The following is a 16,094-nucleotide window of genomic DNA, read 5'->3' as shown; positions in this document are numbered from 1 at the left end:
TCACTCACTTCCCGCTAATTTCCTTGGATATACTTGGCACAAGATCGGCTTGCAGAGCAATCCGCGCTTGTCTTACCGCATTTTTAACCGCATTTCCGTCTGAAGATCCGTGCCCCTTAACTACCAATCCGCTAAGACCAAGCAGCGGTGCACCACCATGCTCTTTGTAATCCATCTTGCCCTTCAGGGCTCTAAGCTCCGGCATCAGCATAGCCGCTCCAAGCTTAGTTTTCAGAGAACGACTGAATTGCTCCTTCAGCAAAGAGAACAATGCACCTGCTGTACCCTCAAGCGACTTCAATAGGATATTACCAGCAAATCCATCGCAGACAAGCACATCGCAGTTTCCTGTCAGTACGTCGCGTGCCTCAACATTACCGATAAAATGAATGCCTGGCAAGTTCTCCAGCAGTGGATAGGCTTCTTTGGTCAGCTCGTTGCCTTTCCCAGGCTCCGTTCCTACATTTAGAAGTCCAACCCGCGGCTTAGCAATACCGTGCACTTTATTCCGATAAATGCTGCCCATCAGCGCATATTGCACCAGATGTTCAGGTTTCGCATCCATGTTAGCACCAAGGTCAAGCGCAAGCACGCCAACATCATCCAGCGTCGGAATCATAGGTGCCAGCGCAGGACGTTCAATCCCCTGCATACGGCCCACTACGAGTAACCCTGTAGTCATAAGCGCCCCTGTGTTACCTGACGAAATCATAGCATCTGCTTCGCCCTCACGCACCATACGTCCAGCTACAACCATGGATGAATCTTTTTTGCGGCGAACCGCCTTAACCGGCTCTTCATCAGAACCAATAACATCTCCTGCATGCCGCACACTCAGGTTGGACGGCTTGTCCTTCAGCAGCGGCTCTAGTCTGGCTTCGTCACCTACGAGCACAATCTGCGTATCTTTCCATTCCGCGGCCGCGGACAACGCCCCCTCGACATTACATTCAGGAGCGTTGTCCCCGCCCATGGCATCAATGGCGATCAGCACTACGGTTACCCCCTTCACTATACTCTTCATTAGCGGAACGATACACTATAAAGTGGCCTTGAAATACCAATTCTTCTCCGACATAGGTGAATACGTCCACCTCTGCTTTGCCACCTCTGCCTGCAAGTGACCGCACTTGAGCTTTAGCAATGCACTTCTCACCAAGCAGAACCATACGAACAAAGCGTATGTCGGCTGAAGCAGTCAAGGCAATTTCATCGTTAATCACAGCAACCGCAAGCGAGTTGGCTTGAGCAAACACGTAGTGGCCACGGGCGATCCCATTTCTGGAAAAGACATGATCCTCACGAATTTCAAAGATCGAAATCCCGCTCTTATCGAGCTGTAAATCCACAATATCTCCGATCACTTCATCCGCAGGCAAAGAGCGCACCTGATCATAGGAATGCTCTGCCATTTGTTTCATTCTTTCACGCAGTTCTGGTATTCCCAGCTCCATCCGGTCTAACCGAATCGTCTGAATGCTCACCTTCAGCTGACGAGTCAACTCCCGATCAGTCACAAAAGGATTGCCTGCAATTATATGTAGCAGCTGTTGCTGACGTTCTTTCTTGGACATCCGCTCGATAGCGGCTCACCTCCTGGCACATGCCAAGCGTAAACGCCTTCGGCGTCCTAATAAGGACGGTAAGCGTTTAAGCGAGAAATATAAGACATAAAGTATAGGTGCATAACTTATACTTCCTTATATTTTAAAGAAAGCATCCGGCCTCTTGAATGGCCGCTGTTATATTAGGTCAAACAATCATAAATATTATTTAGAACCAGGTACTAATATGTAGTATAAAGCATGCCGCACCAAAAATAAAGCATTGACTTCTGAGCGGAACATAAAGTATAGGTGCAAACCCTATCTTTATTAGATTTGGACAAAAAAATAGTACCTCACCGAAGTGAAGTACTACTTATTTTTGAAACTATTGTTTGATGATTTCTCTTGCTTTGTAAGTTCCGCAAACTTTGCATACGTGGTGAGCTAGTTTCAACTCTCCGCATTGTTCACATTTCACCATGCCCGGCACAACCAACTTAAAGTGGGTGCGACGTTTGTCACGGCGTGTTTTAGACGTTCTACGTTGTGGTACTGCCATGTGTTCCACCTCCTCGTGATATTTCTGTCAGCCTGCTCCTCAGAGCAGGATGTGTTTTGTTGTAATGTTTCATTTGAAAAAGTCTTTCAACCCAGCGAGTCGAGGATCGATCACTGTGTTGTCGCAACTGCAGGTGCCTTCGTTCAAGTTCTGTCCGCATTTCTGACAAAGACCAAGACAGTCTGCCTTGCACAATACCGAATCCGGTAAGTGCAGTACGAAATTTTCTTCCACATACGGGATAAGATCCACAACCTCATCCTTGACGTAAATGAGATCCTCATCTTCGTCATCATCTGGAAGAACTGGCTGCTTAAGCCACTTGAAAGTCTCAGCAAAAGGAATGTTCAAATCACTTTTGACCTCCGTGAGACAACGTGAACATAACATGTCCACATCTCCACTCAGTTTCCCCACCACGTTCACACAATCGGTTCCCGCGGGCAGCGCTTTAAGGTCTACTGAGAGCGGAGCAACAGTTAGAATATCCTTGCGCCCTTTGACTACCTCGCTGACATCCACAACATCGTGAATATGTAACGGTTCGTCGGCATTCGCTAATTTGCGAAAGTGAATCTGCATACTTATCACTCCCAAACAAACAAAATTTATTATACCTAGTATTCTATACCTTTGTCAACCATTTTCCCTTTATATTGTTTCAGAAAATGCGGTGAATTATGATATAACTATTAGTGTAAATCAAAAGATCAGCTTGTGCTAACAGTATCTCTAGAAATCTACCCTACTAAACTCAATAAATATACCTTACTTATCGGAGGGAAGCCACAGTGACAACGGTTGGAATCATCGCAGAATACAATCCTTTACATAACGGACACGTGCATCACTTCACAGAAGCCAAAAGACTCTCCGGCGCAGAGCGCACCATCGTCGTCATGAGTGGTCCCTTTACCCAGCGCGGCGAGCCGGCGGCGGTTAGCAAGCAGGCCCGGACAGAGATGGCGCTGCATATGGGCGCCGACCTCGTCATTGAGCTGCCGGTGGCCTATGCCGTCCAGCCAGCCGAGTGGTTCGCGTTCGGAGCAGTTGCACTGCTGGAAGCGACCGGGGTCGTGGACAGCTTGTGCTTCGGCTCCGAAGCCGGCACTTTGGGCTCGCTGCTCCCGCTGGCCAGATATCTGGCTGAGGAAAGTAGCGAGCTTCAGAGCGAGATCCGCCGCCGCATGGCGCTCGGAGCAAGCTTTCCCGCCGCCTACAGCGCAGCGGCGGCGGTGGCCTTTGAAGGGACTCTCCCGGAAACGGAGAGTCCCGGAGATGCAGGCAAGCTGCTGCGCCAGCCGAATAACAGCCTTGGCCTGCATTATCTTATCGCCTTGCAGCGGCTGCACAGCAAGATAATGCCACTAACCGTTCCGCGCACGGCAGCAGGCTTCCATGATCCATTACAAGCCGACTCTTCTATTGCAAGTGCGACGGCCATCCGCAAGCTGCTGCAAGAAGGTGGCTCTCCTGCTGCTTATATGCCGGATTATAGCGTGTCCATTTTGGAAAGAGAGCATGCAGCCGGAAGGGGTCCTCTGAGCTTAGAGAGCTTCAATATCCCTCTCCGCCATCTGCTGTCTACCCATACCGCTGCCGAGTTACAAGCAATCCACGATATGAATGAAGGCTTGGAGAACCGGATACTGCGGCTTTTACCTGAGTTGGAGCAATTCTCTGTTTCAGGCCTGCTTCACACCCTTAAGAGTAAGCGCTACACGCATACACGGCTCCAACGGCTGCTGCTACATGTTCTGTTAAATCATTCTAAAAAAGAAATGACCCCTTCCATACTAGCAGAGGGGCCCGGATATATTCGCATTCTTGGTTTTAGAGAAAGCGGACGAGCACTGCTTAAAGAGATGAAACAAAAAGCTACGTTGCCCATCGTCATGCGCCCGTCCCTTTGTTCCCATCCGCAGCTTGAGCGAGATCTTCAAGCCGCTTCCGCTTTCGCGGGAGCTTTTAAGGAACCCCGCAGAATTGATATGTACCGCGATTATTTGGAACCTCCGGTCATGGTTTGACCGGCAGTTCCTCCATATACTTCAGCGCCTCATCCAGCGTAGATACAGGCACCAGCTTCATAGATGTGCCGATTTTATCAGCTTTTGCTTTGGCTTCGTCATAATTCTTAACAGGCACGAAAAAAATCTCCGCCCCTTCTCGGTCCGCAGCCACGATCTTGTGTTTCACTCCACCGATAGCACCTACCACACCCTCAGCGTTAATCGTACCCGTCCCTGCAACCCTATGGCCTTTAGTTAAATCACCAGAAGTAAGGCGATTGTAAATTTCCATAGTGAACATTAGCCCTGCCGAAGGTCCGCCAACATTTGTATCTACAAAACTGACAGCTTTCCCTGCTTCTTTTGGTTTTACTTTTTGAACGGCGGCAATAGTGACTCCAAATCCAGGCCGAACGGCAACGCCCTCTTTATCCTTTATTTCCACCAGCGTCACTTGTTCTTTTACTTCCTTGCCATTTCTTTGCAAAACAACAGCGACTTGATCTCCGATTTTTTTAGTGGAGAGCAGTTTAGACAGTGCTTCAGGATCGGGCACTTTTTGTCCTTCTACGCTAATGATTTTATCACCCGGCAGAAATTGTCCCTTATTACTTTCTACAGGAACCGAAAAGACGTAGAGATAATCCACTACATCCTCATATGGAATTCCCGCTGCATGATAAGCGGCCTGAACAGAATAAGACTGTGAGCTATTCATATAAAAAACCTGCTCCGCAGCATATTCGTCTTCTGACTTATCCCCTAGCCGGGTTTCTTTTCGCACAACCTCTGAATTGGAATTAAAAGCAGAGGCGACCAATAAGGCCACATTAGCATAACTAGCAGACACCGTAGTCATCATAAACGTTCCTTCTTCAGCCGGATCGGCATTCTCCACCTTAATCATAGGGGCAACTTCAGATGCACTGCCTGGCTGATATACGATGTACGGGGTGTTCATAAAGACAAATACATACACGATAACTACAAACGTAAACAGATAAGCTGTGGCGCGGAAACCCGGCCGATGCTTCAGTTGCTTCACTGCTCTTCCCTTCTTTCCCGCGGCACATTTAGGATATGAATGATTGAACTTCATTACCGCTTCGACTAGTGGTTTGGCATGATGGTTGTCTACTCTGCATAAATTGATAACACATCGTCCATGCCTTAAGTTATGAAGAGGTGATCTGAGAAATGAAAAATATTCAAATACGCCGACTAGCTACACGCTCCACACCATTTATACCCGGGATTATGGCAATCCTGATAGCCATTGCAATTATTATCTCACCAGAGAGCTCCTTTGAGGCTTCACTCCAAGGATTGAAGCTTTGGTGGACACTCGTATTCCCTGCCCTGCTCCCCTTCCTGATGCTGTCAGAGATGCTTACCGCTTCGGGTTTCGTGCATGGTTTTGGAGTGCTTCTGGAGCCATTGATGAAAAAGGTCTTTCGTCTGCCCGGTGCCAGCGGCTGGACCTTGGCACTCGGAATCACAGCCGGATTCCCCGGTGGAGCTGGAGGGGTCATGCAGCTACACAAGCAGAACAGCATCTCTGACAAGGAAGCCGCTCGACTTGCAGCACTTACACACTTCGCCAGCCCAGTAACCATGCTTATAGTAATTGGCATAGCTTTTCTACACAGTAATTCAGCAGGTTATTTCCTGCTGGCCATCCATTGGATCTCTGGACTTCTAGCCAGCTATACCGATGCTCTGTTAAAGGGACGGTCAGCGAACACGAAACCAGTTGATAAGATTTCTGCGGACACCAAACGTCCTTCTTTATATAGTCGTGTTCAGCTTGCAGCAACAGATGCCAGAGCAAAAGACGGTCGCAGCTTCGGCAAGCTTCTCGGTGAGTCCGTAGCTAATGCCGTGCAAAGTCTGATGGTCGTGGGCGGTTACATGATTATGTTCGCTGTAGTCATCAATATCATCACTACTGTACTTCCCGCATTGCCAGCTGCTCTGCCAGCAAGCCTACTGGAAATTCATTTAGGCGCCGACGCAATCAGCAAAGGGCTGGAAAGCATTGGAACAGGTCCCTCTAGTATGCTCGGGATAGCTTTGCTGTCTGCTGCACTGGGCTGGAGCGGACTATGTGCACAACTACAGGTGCTGACCATGCTCAAACAAGCCAGAGTCAGATTTCTACCCTACGCTACGGTTCGTCTGATGCATGGACTTTATGCTTTTCTGTTAACTTTATTGCTCTGGAAACCATTGCTGGCTATCCGTAAAGCTGCTTTACCAGCACTTGCAGACTCACGCCCGACTCCAACCGGCACCATGAATGTTACGGACATATGGAGCTCTTTTCCACAGCTGCTAAGTCTGCAAGCACTTCTGCTCATCATACTGTTGGGATTATCTGCTGGAACTTATCTGGTAAGTACTATTCGCCATCGACTCGGTTAAATTTACGCTTCATCGCTTGTTCAACCTCAGGCGTCACAAAATCAGTCACATTCCCGCCGAAATGGGCGATCTCTTTAACAACACTGGAACTTAAGTAGGAATATTTCGGATTAGTCATCATAAAAATCGTTTCCGCATCGGGATCCAGGCTATGGTTGATCGATGCGTTTTGCAGCTCATATTCAAAGTCAGTAACGGTACGGATACCCCGAACTATGACCTGAGCATCTTTTTGACGAACATAATTCACTAACAGATCACGGAAGCTGTCAATTTCCACATTGGGAATATCAGCGGTTGCCTGTCTTAATAGCTCTGTCCGTTCATCTACAGTAAACAGCGGGTTTTTACTCAAATTATTAAGCACCGTTACAATCAAACGGTCGAATTGCTTGGATGCGCGCCGAATAATATCCATATGTCCCATAGTCACGGGATCAAAGGTACCTGGATAAATGGCAACACGTTCTTTTCTAATTTGCTGACTCATTCTCTACCTCCTCACCAGCTTCACTTTCCTCTGTAGGATTAGCTTCATACTGGTAAATAGAAATTGTCGTTTCTCCGTATACGGCCTGACGCAGCCTATAAAATCCTGGAATATCTTCAGGATAGGCATAACTTGATTCATGCTCCAGAACAATAATCGCGTCCTCTTGCAGCATTCCTTTTTCGACCATCATAAGCATAAGCTCATCCCCGTGCTTCAAGCGATAGGGAGGGTCCAAAAAGACCAAATCAAAAACTTTTCCCCGCTTCTCCAGCGCACCTAGCGCCCTTCCAGCTTCATTACGGTACACCTGCGCTTGTTCTTCCAGCTTGGTAGCCTTCAGATTGGCGCGGATCGTGTCGATACTTTTAGGATCCATATCAACAAATACACCGCTTTCCATCCCTCTGCTTAAGGCTTCGATCCCCAAACCGCCAGTACCGGCGAACAAATCCAGCACCGCTCCACCTTCGAAATATGGGCCTACCATGCTAAATACAGCTTCCTTCACCTTATCGGTCGTAGGCCTTGTCCCACTTCCCGGAACACTCTTCAGTGGCCTTCCTTTTGCACTTCCCGATACCACTCTCACTGTTATTCACCCGCTCTATATCTCTGTTTGTTATGCCCAAAAGGGCATAAGTCCACGCCTATCGTAACACATTTGCGCGATGAAATAAAAAATTTGTCTAGATATGAAATAAGAAGGCGAAACAGCTTATTCAGAGAAATAAGTCATCTTAATGTATAAGATTGGACTTCCAGGGACATCATGTAATTATCGACACCACAAATGTCGTAGACAACCGCGGAGCAGGCTTACGTTTCCCCATAAGCTCTTCGTCCGGTTTCTCCTCTCCCATGAAAGGGGCCCTAGAGATAGGGCCCCGAATTTATGTTTAACGGTTTTATAAACACAAAAAGACTACCCTTTCGGCAGCCTTTTCAGCAGCAACTATTTCACAAATCTTCCGATAAACTCAGAAACTACGCTCTCATACTTAACCGGATCCATGCGGAAAGCTTCTCCGTGACCCGCATTAGGAACGATGTAAAGCTCCTTCTCGACCGGACTATTCTCATATACCGTATGAACCATTTCCGTAGGAACAAAAGTATCATTATCGCCATGAATAAACAGGGTTGGCGTTTTAGATTTCTTCACCTGTTCTAAGGCTGAGGCTTCACCAAAGGAATAACCTGCCCGAATCTTTGTTAGCATACTGGTCGTATCTACAATTGGAAAGGCGGGGAGATGGTACATTCTTTTTAATTGAAAGGTAAGCTCGTCCTTCACTGAGGTATAACCGCAATCTTCCACAATTGCTTTAACATTAGCTGGTAAATCCTCTCCGCTTGTCATCATAACGGTAGCTCCCCCCATGGAAACACCGTGCAGGATGATCTGTGTATCCTCACCATTTGCTTTTAGGGCACTCTGAATCCACTTCAGGTAATCCTTACGTTCAGGCCATCCAAATCCGATATAGTCACCGCCACTTTCACCATGTCCTCTGGCATCCGGCAGCAAAATATTATATCCAAGTCTCTCATAATACATTCTGGCATATCCACTCATTTGAGTTGCATTTCCAGCATACCCATGAGCAACAATAACTGTCTTATCGGAATGTTCAGGGGCAGCTAAATAGTACGCTTTAAGCTGTATTCCGTCATCAGAATCTATCTCCCATCTATCAAAGCTCTGGGTATCCCACCACTCTTGGTCTGCCTTCGAGGTATCTTTAGATTGTTCTACCTCTGGACTGGACTGCAGGTCAGGGCTTTCATTTAAGAAATCCTTTGAAGCACGTGCAATAGCAACATGATAGAAATAAAAACTTCCCACAGTCACAACAATGATTAAAAGTACAATAACAGAAGAAATTCCGATCATCATTTTTTTCTTCAAACTAGCTCTCTCCTAAATAAAATTTAACAGTATTAATCTATGTTATCAGACTAAGATACCATGTATATTTGAATATTCAAAATCACAGTATTGTAAACTCATGTTATTCACTACGTGATTAGTATTCTTTTAATTCATTAATTTATATAGCTTTAATGGACACAACATTTACAAAAAAAAGCCCCAAGTCGGCAAAATGCCAACATGGAGCCCTGCTATTTTAGAAATTTAGAACATACATGCACTTGTAATAATTACTAATAAGATGAACAATACTAAGATTGCGCCTGTAGAAGTAAAAGCGCCACCAACCTGACCATATTCAGCACCCATGAGAAGACCTCCTCCGTATTTAGAATACAATATATAATATGTATTTATCCCCCTAGAAGATTGGGCGTACGGTTAAAAAAAAAGACCTCCACTGGGCTACCAGCGAGGTTATGAGCTCAACATCTAATCAGAAACTAAAATACCATCAAAGCTTTCCGGACCCACACGTACTGTACCGAGAAGATTAGAAGATACAAATGCTGTATAAGTGAGCTGAGGTGTAATGGCTGGTAAGAAATCCGCTGCTGAAAAGGTTATTACTTGCGGAGCCAGAAGACTAAGAGAAAAAGTAGAAGTAGCAGAATACACTTTTGGATCAGTAGCCAAGGTTCCTCTTACAATCGTAATTGTGATACCTACTAAAGCTAACGGAAGCGTTACAGATATCGTTCCTTTAAGAAGAACGCGTGGATTGGTAGTCACTCCAGCCGTTAACAACCCAATCTGTCCAAAGAGCTGCGGCGTGTTAAGTACCGTAATAGGAATAGATATAGAGTTGGCGAGGCTGGCATTTTGAGATGTTCTTGCATCAAGGTAAGTTCCCATCGTTGCACCCCCTTTATATATTGGCATACCATAATATATTAGTGTTCTCGATAGAATGCATAGCCACATTACCAGTGTAAAACGATTGTTTTATAAAACTCATAGGCAAAATCTATTTATCATCTTTTTTCGTCCCATCCCTTTTATTAAACGCCAGTTCAAACAACCCGGTCGCTGATAGTCCCGCAAGCCCCCCCGCCCAGAGTCGCAGAATCAGATTCATATCAGTGAACGGATAGGCAACTGCTCCAACCAGCAAGCCAATACCCAACCCCACAACTGGCACAATGTTCCGCGGAAGTTCAATGCTATTCTTCACAAGTTGTACTAGTGCCATTACAAAAACAGCTAGGACTGAAGCAAAGGCAAGCACACTGTTGAGAGCATCGTTATACATGTTTTTTAATCCTCCTTATTTCATTTTTTACTTTCTGTTACAAGTAAACCTGCACGGTTCAGAACCGTTAATATGCGATAGAAATCGTAACTGCCACCCGATGGAGTATCGAGAAGTCCTGCCGCAGTCGCTGTTTTCACAGCCGCCTCAGCCCATGCAGGGACATTCATGACTGCTCGATTTTCAATTAATGCCACCCGATCTCTAAGCTTAGTGATCGACTGCCCCTGTTCTTGCACACCTGTTTTCAGCGTATCCCTGCTAGCTGTAAGAACTGCAATAAGGGCACGCAGTTCCTTTACTTCCGATTCTAGACTAACAAGCTTTTGCTTATCCTCTGCGGACATCTCATCATCTCCTCCCATGGATTTGTCGTCATATTGATACAGATTATAGGTATTCATAATTTGAATCAGCTTAGCTGCATAGTTCGGATCAGTAGCGTAGCCAGCTGCGGCAATCTCTTGTGCGGCCGCCTTGCCACTCGCACCGAGAACCTTGCTGTAAAGGTTGCGATTCCATGAGACTCCATTCACAATCAATTCGGAGTGATCCGCGATAGATTCTCCCCAGTTGTTGTAGGCTCGAAAAGGGGCATTAACTTTAACAGCTTTACCGTTAATATATTCAGTAGTTTGTACAGTAATGCTGCCAGCAGGTCCACTTCCTTTGATCCCAAACAAATTATTCGCTTTCACAGTCAATCCACTGCTGCCCCAGCCTGACTCCAGAGCCGCTTGAGCAATGGTTAACGAAGCGGGAACCTTAGTGAGCTGCATGTCCTTTACAGCAAAATTTGCAATCTTCGCTATAAACTCGCCTTCTGTCATCTCATCACATCCTCTCCATTTATTAAATGCGAGGCATCATAAAATGACTGTGCTTATCCCCTACTAACATTGTGTTTTTACTAGATTCGTATCCGCTATAGGACTCAGCTGACCTTATACGCAGCATTAGCTCACATTTGGAATGTTAACGGACTCCATAGCCGCAATTGGCACCAAAATCACTCAATATCATGCTCTTCATATGGAATAGTGTCACTGGGGTCCGAAACCATGCTCAAATGGTTAAATACATGCTAATAACGTCATCCGGGTCCTTAAGCTTAAGCAGACTGAATATGACTCGGCGGTGTAAAAGCAGCCAAACAACGCTCCAAAAAAGGAGCAGCGGTTCTCCTATTATTGGAGAACCGCTGCTCCTTTATCTTTTCATGACATCGACATCTGCTATCCACTGTGATCAAGCACTTTTCCCGTGTTTAGCTAATTTCCGATCTCACTAATCCCTGTAAATGTATCAGTTGCTCTCTCACCTTCACAACTTCCCCTACTATAATAAGAGCAGGATTTTTAATCTTTGTGGCCACTGCCAGCTTATCGATATTCTCCAGCGTGCCTGTCACTGTTCGTTGGCAAGCAAATGTACCATTCTCAATCAACGCAATCGGTGTTTGGGCATCTTTTCCGTGTATTAAGAGTTGTTCACGAATATGGCTTAATTGACTAACTCCCATATAAATAACAAGAGTATCTACACTATGCGCTAACCGGTTCCATTGTATAGGAGCAACATGCTCAGGGCAGCGACTACCCGTGACGACGGCAAAAGACGCTGCAATACCACGATGTGTCAGGGGAATTCCAGCGGAAGCGGCTACACCGATTGCGGAAGTTATACCCGGAATGACTTCATAAGGAATACCAGCTTGCACGACAGCCAGTGCTTCTTCCCCGCCTCTGCCGAATACGAAGGGGTCTCCACCCTTGAGTCGGACCACTCTATGGCCTTCGCTAGCATATTGAATGAGCAGCCCGTTAATTTTCTCCTGTGACATTGAATGCTGGCCTGGAGATTTACCACAATAGATTACTACTACTCCGGCTTTGGCATAGTTAAGCAATTCTTCATTTACCAAGCGATCATATAAAATAACGTCTGCTTCTTGGATTCGCCGCATTGCTTTTATCGTTATAAGTTCTGGATCTCCCGGTCCCGCTCCAACTATAGCTACGCATCCCGGCTTCATATCGTTTTCTCCAACACAACCTGTTCCAGCACAACAGAATCTCCGCGACCCGTCGATACATCAGACGCAGGAGTTAAGCGACTGCCCTTGAAACTTTTTTGAGAGAGATAGAATAGAATTCCAGTAAACAGAACACCTCCAATAAAATTTCCAAGGAGAACAGGAATGCCGTTCCATAACCACCAGTCACCAAAGCTAACACTCGCTCCCAGCATCATCCCTGCAGGGATCACGAACATATTTACGACGGTGTGCTCAAACCCCTGTCCAAAAAAAGTTAGGATTGGCAGCCACATGGCAATGATTTTACCGGAGGTAGAGCTCGAAGTCATAGCCATAACAGCCCCTAAGGTAACCATCCAGTTACAGAGCATGGCTTTAATAATAACTAACAGCATTCCGTCTCCACCCATATTTTTATAGGCAATGGTCTTGGCCTCACTTGTATTAATGAGGGTTTGAATCATTGGATGACTCATATCTGTGCCCATTTTTGTAATCGTAAGGCCATAAAGAACAGCGTATACCGCACAACCGAGCAGATGTCCGAATATAACCCATAAATAGTTGTTCAACATCCGCTTCGTTGTTGTCTTCTTTTCCAGAACCGCCAGAGGGATCAGCGCAAAACTGCCTGTCACTAGCTCTAGACCAAGTAGAATAATCATTACGAACCCTACCGGAAAAATAATAGCTCCTACCATAGGAATCCCGGTCTGCGCCGCAGCTGTAAATGCAAGTGTAGTAGCACAAGCCAGAATCGCTCCACCCAGACTACCTCTCACCAATAACTGCAGGATAGATAACTCTGCTTTGTTCTTGCCGCTTTCAATCATAGCGTTCAGCACTTCACGTGGTTTGATATAATCCATGATTAATCCCCCTTCAACGGTCTTTTCTTTAAATGGTTACATAGATCGAACCACTATTAGGATCAATTTCTACATCAAATGTAACAACACAGCCTTTATCTGGCTCCATAGCAACTCCACTATGCAGGTCAATCTTCCAGTCGTGCAGAGGACAGTGAACCTTCGTACCACATACCATCCCTTCGGATAATGCGCCACCTTTATGAGGACATTTATTCTCTACCGCAAGAACCTCACCATCTGAAAGTCGAAATAACGCGATCTCCATGTCATTGACCCTAAAAGTTCGTGAACCCCTTGTATCAATATCAGTTACTTTACCAACGAGCATTTTGGTTATAGTCATCATTAGCCCCCCTTTAAACACTCTCTATTTGTGCAATAGCTTCGAAATTCTTACGTAGTTCTGGCTCATTCACAATTTGTTTCCAAGGATCAGTAGTGAGCCCCAGCACTGTCTCAATTCGTTCTTTGAGCGCCAAGCGCTCCTCCTGACTTTCAAGAGCTTTCTTTATATTGTCTACCCCTACTCGTTCAACCCAGTGTGCAGTTCTCTCATTCCAGCCGGCCTGCTCACGGTAATATTGTAAGAACGCACTTGCCCATTCGACTACCTCTTCTTCAGTCTTCACCACACATAGAAGATCCGTGGCCCGCACATGTACCCCTCCATTCCCACCAATATGCAGTTCCCATCCACCATCTATCGCCACAACACCAAAATCTTTAATCGTCGCTTCCGCACAATTACGAGGACATCCGGAAACCGCAAGTTTCACTTTACCCGGCGCATTCAGGCGTTCGAATTGTTTTTCCAGTGTAATCCCCATACTGATCGCATCCTGAGTGCCAAATCGGCAGAAGGTAGACCCCACACAGGTCTTCACTGTACGTAACGTTTTGCCATAAGCATGCCCGGAAGGCATATCCAGCTCCTCCCACATCTTAGGCAAGTCTTCCTTCTTAACGCCAAGCAAATCTAGTCTTTGTCCTCCAGTAAACTTCACCATAGGAACAGCAAATTTCTCGGCAACCTCTGCAATCTTCTTCAATTCTGCAGGTGAAGTTACCCCCCCATAGATTCGCGGAACCACAGAGTAAGTCCCGTCCTTCTGAATGTTGGCGTGATATCGCTCGTTTGTATAACGAGACTCTTTCTCGTCTATATATTCCTCAGGCCACAACATGCCCAGATAATAGTTCAGCGACGGGCGGCATTTCGCACAACCTTCCTCCTGACTCCACTCCAGAACATTCATCACTTCTTTAACTGTCATTAGCTTCATTCTTTTTATCTCAGAAACAATTTCATCACGGTTCAGCGTTGTACAGCCACATATTCCTTCTTTAACTACGGTGACCGCATCACCTGCATAGAGTTGCAATAACCCTTCTACAAGTGGTTTACAGCCCCCACAGGAAGCGGATGCTTTGGTGCACGCCTTAATTTGCCCTACACTGGTACAGCCTCCAGACTCAATCGCTTCAGCAATAGTCCCCTTCGAAACACCATTACATCCACAAATGATTTCATCTTCCGGCATAACTTCCAACCGATTCCCTTGCGTCGATGAGAACACATCCGCTGAGATTCCTAATAACAGTTCCTTTTCTCTTCCACTAATATTTTCTTTATTCTTAATTATCGAGAACAAGTGAGCACCGTCGCTGGTATCACCAAATAGTACTGCCCCGATTAACATGTCATCTTGTATAACTAGCTTTTTGTAGACTCCTTCTATTTCATCCTGATATCGCAGCGCCCTGGACCCGTCCGGCTCGGTGAATTGTCCTGCTGAGAATACATCAACACCAGATACTTTCAGCTTGGTAGAAGTTACAGAACCCATGTATCCTTCAACCTTAACTCCAGCCAGCCTTTTTGCTAATACGGCACCTTGTTCATATAAAGGAGCTACCAGACCATAAGCGATTCCTCGGTGCTCGGCACATTCCCCCAGAGCAAAGATACCGGGGATATTCGTCTCCATATAATCATTTACGATAATTCCGCGGTTGATCTGCACACCACTTTTCTTTGCCAATTCAACATTTGGTTTAATCCCAACTGCCATGACAATAAGATCCGCATCGGCTGTGCTACCATCTGTGAATAGTAAACCTCTTACTCTCTTCTTACCTAAAATCGCCTCGGACTGCTTATGGAGCAGAAATCTCATTCCTTGAGCTTCCAGCTCTCTTCTGAGCATTACTGATGCAGCTTCGTCCAGCTGGCGCTCCATAATATAATCGTGGATATGCACTACAGTGACTTCCATTCCCAGATGTAACAGACCTCTAGCCGCTTCCAGCCCTAGCAGGCCTGCACCGATGACAATCGCCTTTTTATAAGATCCTGCAGTCTCCTGCATGATCTGGCAATCCTTAATATCACGAAAAGCAATGACCCCTTCTTTATCCGCACCCGGTATCGGCAACATAAAGGGATTCGATCCTGTAGCTAGGATTAACTCATCGTATTCGGCAGTGATCCCCTTATCGGAATATACCTTTCGACTCTCACTGTCTATTGAAGTCACCGTATGTCCCATATACAACTTAATACCTTGGCTGTGATACCACTCCAGATCATTGATGATGATCTCACTCATATTCGCTCCACCAGCAAGAACGGAAGATAACATGATCCGGTTATAGTTAGGATAAGGTTCCGAGCCAAAGATGGTAATCTCATACCCCTCAGGATTTAATTTGAGCAAATGTTCAATCGTACGAACCCCCGCCATTCCATTGCCGACTAACACCAGTTTCTTGCGCGCAGCTATCATCTATATCTCTCCTCTCCGTTTGGAAAACCCAAAAAGCCCGCTCCACTCCACACGGAAACTTACATTTCCATTGCGATAAGTGAAAGCAGGCGCCATTGCCGCTTCAGTCGAATACACCGTTGTATTCGTGAATGATTAATTTGTTAAACCGACTATACAACAGGAATCAGAGAACGTC

Annotated in this window: 18 protein-coding genes; 2 read left to right on the top strand and 16 right to left on the bottom strand. The window is 46.0% G+C overall.

The window, feature by feature from the left end; genetic code table 11:
• Positions 1-4: 4 nt before the first annotated feature.
• The 4 genes from plsX to MHH86_RS13720 form a co-directional block, all read right to left on the bottom strand.
• Positions 5-994 carry a phosphate acyltransferase PlsX gene (gene plsX / locus MHH86_RS13735; protein WP_038570599.1) on the bottom strand — a complete coding sequence of 330 codons (990 nt, stop codon included), beginning with the start codon at positions 992-994 and terminating at the stop codon, positions 5-7.
• Positions 978-1,574: a transcription factor FapR gene (gene fapR, locus MHH86_RS13730; RefSeq protein ID WP_036686484.1), complete on the bottom strand. Its 597-nt coding sequence runs from the start codon at positions 1,572-1,574 to the stop codon at positions 978-980. The genes plsX and fapR overlap by 17 nt, the downstream gene beginning before the upstream one ends.
• Positions 1,575-1,932: 358 nt before the next feature.
• Positions 1,933-2,106, bottom strand: a complete 174-nt coding sequence (rpmF, locus tag MHH86_RS13725) for a 50S ribosomal protein L32 (RefSeq protein WP_019911234.1) — start codon at positions 2,104-2,106, stop codon at positions 1,933-1,935.
• Between the two features lie 69 nt (positions 2,107-2,175).
• Positions 2,176-2,688, bottom strand: coding sequence for a DUF177 domain-containing protein (locus MHH86_RS13720; protein ID WP_036686482.1), 513 nt, complete (start codon positions 2,686-2,688; stop codon positions 2,176-2,178).
• 209 nt (positions 2,689-2,897) lie between these two features.
• Between MHH86_RS13720 and MHH86_RS13715 the strand changes: the two genes are divergently transcribed.
• Positions 2,898-4,136, top strand: a complete 1,239-nt coding sequence (locus tag MHH86_RS13715; protein ID WP_076143986.1) for a nucleotidyltransferase — start codon at positions 2,898-2,900, stop codon at positions 4,134-4,136.
• On the opposite strand, the gene MHH86_RS13710 is transcribed toward MHH86_RS13715, so the two are convergent.
• A complete protein-coding gene (locus tag MHH86_RS13710; protein WP_076316195.1) occupies positions 4,126-5,163 on the bottom strand; it encodes a SepM family pheromone-processing serine protease in 1,038 nt (345 codons plus the stop codon). The genes MHH86_RS13715 and MHH86_RS13710 overlap by 11 nt on opposite strands.
• 152 nt (positions 5,164-5,315) lie before the next feature.
• Here MHH86_RS13710 and MHH86_RS13705 point away from each other — a divergent pair, with 152 nt between their 5' ends.
• Positions 5,316-6,542, top strand: a complete 1,227-nt coding sequence (locus tag MHH86_RS13705; RefSeq protein WP_051491461.1) for a nucleoside recognition domain-containing protein — start codon at positions 5,316-5,318, stop codon at positions 6,540-6,542.
• On the opposite strand, the gene coaD is transcribed toward MHH86_RS13705, so the two are convergent.
• The 11 genes from coaD to nirB all read right to left on the bottom strand — a co-directional run bounded on the left by coaD (position 6,520) and on the right by nirB (position 15,913).
• A complete protein-coding gene (gene coaD, locus MHH86_RS13700; protein ID WP_036686476.1) occupies positions 6,520-7,032 on the bottom strand; it encodes a pantetheine-phosphate adenylyltransferase in 513 nt (170 codons plus the stop codon). The genes MHH86_RS13705 and coaD overlap by 23 nt on opposite strands.
• A complete protein-coding gene (gene rsmD, locus MHH86_RS13695; RefSeq protein ID WP_036686473.1) occupies positions 7,016-7,624 on the bottom strand; it encodes a 16S rRNA (guanine(966)-N(2))-methyltransferase RsmD in 609 nt (202 codons plus the stop codon). The genes coaD and rsmD overlap by 17 nt, the downstream gene beginning before the upstream one ends.
• 363 nt (positions 7,625-7,987) lie before the next feature.
• Positions 7,988-8,944 (bottom strand): alpha/beta hydrolase, encoded by a 957-nt coding sequence (locus MHH86_RS13690; RefSeq protein ID WP_036686471.1) that lies wholly within the window; start codon positions 8,942-8,944, stop codon positions 7,988-7,990.
• A 228-nt stretch (positions 8,945-9,172) separates the two neighbouring features.
• Positions 9,173-9,277, bottom strand: coding sequence for a sporulation protein YjcZ (locus tag MHH86_RS13685; protein WP_080742482.1), 105 nt, complete (start codon positions 9,275-9,277; stop codon positions 9,173-9,175).
• A gap of 123 nt (positions 9,278-9,400) precedes the next feature.
• Complete coding sequence (locus MHH86_RS13680; protein ID WP_036686469.1) at positions 9,401-9,823, bottom strand: hypothetical protein; 423 nt, start codon at positions 9,821-9,823, stop codon at positions 9,401-9,403.
• Positions 9,824-9,935: 112 nt separating this feature from the next.
• The gene (locus tag MHH86_RS13675; protein ID WP_036686468.1) at positions 9,936-10,220 is read right to left on the bottom strand and encodes a holin; all 285 of its coding nucleotides are present in this window, start codon (positions 10,218-10,220) and stop codon (positions 9,936-9,938) included.
• A gap of 20 nt (positions 10,221-10,240) precedes the next feature.
• On the bottom strand, positions 10,241-11,050 hold the full coding sequence (locus MHH86_RS13670; RefSeq protein WP_036686466.1) for a glycoside hydrolase family 73 protein: 810 nt from the start codon (positions 11,048-11,050) through the stop codon (positions 10,241-10,243).
• A 437-nt stretch (positions 11,051-11,487) separates the two neighbouring features.
• Entirely contained in the window at positions 11,488-12,255 is a 768-nt protein-coding gene (gene cobA / locus MHH86_RS13665) for a uroporphyrinogen-III C-methyltransferase (RefSeq protein ID WP_036686464.1), read from the bottom strand.
• Positions 12,252-13,127, bottom strand: coding sequence for a formate/nitrite transporter family protein (locus tag MHH86_RS13660; RefSeq protein ID WP_036686462.1), 876 nt, complete (start codon positions 13,125-13,127; stop codon positions 12,252-12,254). Before MHH86_RS13660 ends, cobA begins: the two co-directional genes overlap by 4 nt.
• 28 nt (positions 13,128-13,155) lie before the next feature.
• A complete protein-coding gene (nirD, locus tag MHH86_RS13655) occupies positions 13,156-13,473 on the bottom strand; it encodes a nitrite reductase small subunit NirD (protein WP_170914222.1) in 318 nt (105 codons plus the stop codon).
• Between the two features lie 13 nt (positions 13,474-13,486).
• Positions 13,487-15,913, bottom strand: a complete 2,427-nt coding sequence (gene nirB / locus MHH86_RS13650) for a nitrite reductase large subunit NirB (protein WP_141118497.1) — start codon at positions 15,911-15,913, stop codon at positions 13,487-13,489.
• Between the last annotated feature and the right edge of the window lie 181 nt (positions 15,914-16,094).

This window comes from Paenibacillus sp. FSL F4-0097 (genome assembly GCF_038593125.1).
GTDB lineage: Bacteria > Bacillota > Bacilli > Paenibacillales > Paenibacillaceae > Paenibacillus_AQ > Paenibacillus_AQ odorifer.
This window is presented reverse-complemented; position numbering and strand designations above follow the sequence as displayed.

What these genes read in the sequence shown, in the direction of transcription:
- fapR (WP_036686484.1), bottom strand. Translation starts at nt 1,574, where the DNA reads ATGTCCAAGAAAGAACGTCAGCAACAGCTGCTACATATAATTGCAGGC.
- rpmF (WP_019911234.1), bottom strand. Translation starts at nt 2,106, where the DNA reads ATGGCAGTACCACAACGTAGAACGTCTAAAACACGCCGTGACAAACGT.
- MHH86_RS13720 (WP_036686482.1), bottom strand. Translation starts at nt 2,688, where the DNA reads ATGCAGATTCACTTTCGCAAATTAGCGAATGCCGACGAACCGTTACAT.
- MHH86_RS13705 (WP_051491461.1), top strand. Translation starts at nt 5,316, where the DNA reads ATGAAAAATATTCAAATACGCCGACTAGCTACACGCTCCACACCATTT.
- coaD (WP_036686476.1), bottom strand. Translation starts at nt 7,032, where the DNA reads ATGAGTCAGCAAATTAGAAAAGAACGTGTTGCCATTTATCCAGGTACC.
- MHH86_RS13685 (WP_080742482.1), bottom strand. Translation starts at nt 9,277, where the DNA reads ATGGGTGCTGAATATGGTCAGGTTGGTGGCGCTTTTACTTCTACAGGC.
- MHH86_RS13680 (WP_036686469.1), bottom strand. Translation starts at nt 9,823, where the DNA reads ATGGGAACTTACCTTGATGCAAGAACATCTCAAAATGCCAGCCTCGCC.
- MHH86_RS13675 (WP_036686468.1), bottom strand. Translation starts at nt 10,220, where the DNA reads ATGTATAACGATGCTCTCAACAGTGTGCTTGCCTTTGCTTCAGTCCTA.
- MHH86_RS13670 (WP_036686466.1), bottom strand. Translation starts at nt 11,050, where the DNA reads ATGACAGAAGGCGAGTTTATAGCGAAGATTGCAAATTTTGCTGTAAAG.
- cobA (WP_036686464.1), bottom strand. Translation starts at nt 12,255, where the DNA reads ATGAAGCCGGGATGCGTAGCTATAGTTGGAGCGGGACCGGGAGATCCA.
- MHH86_RS13660 (WP_036686462.1), bottom strand. Translation starts at nt 13,127, where the DNA reads ATGGATTATATCAAACCACGTGAAGTGCTGAACGCTATGATTGAAAGC.
- nirD (WP_170914222.1), bottom strand. Translation starts at nt 13,473, where the DNA reads ATGACTATAACCAAAATGCTCGTTGGTAAAGTAACTGATATTGATACA.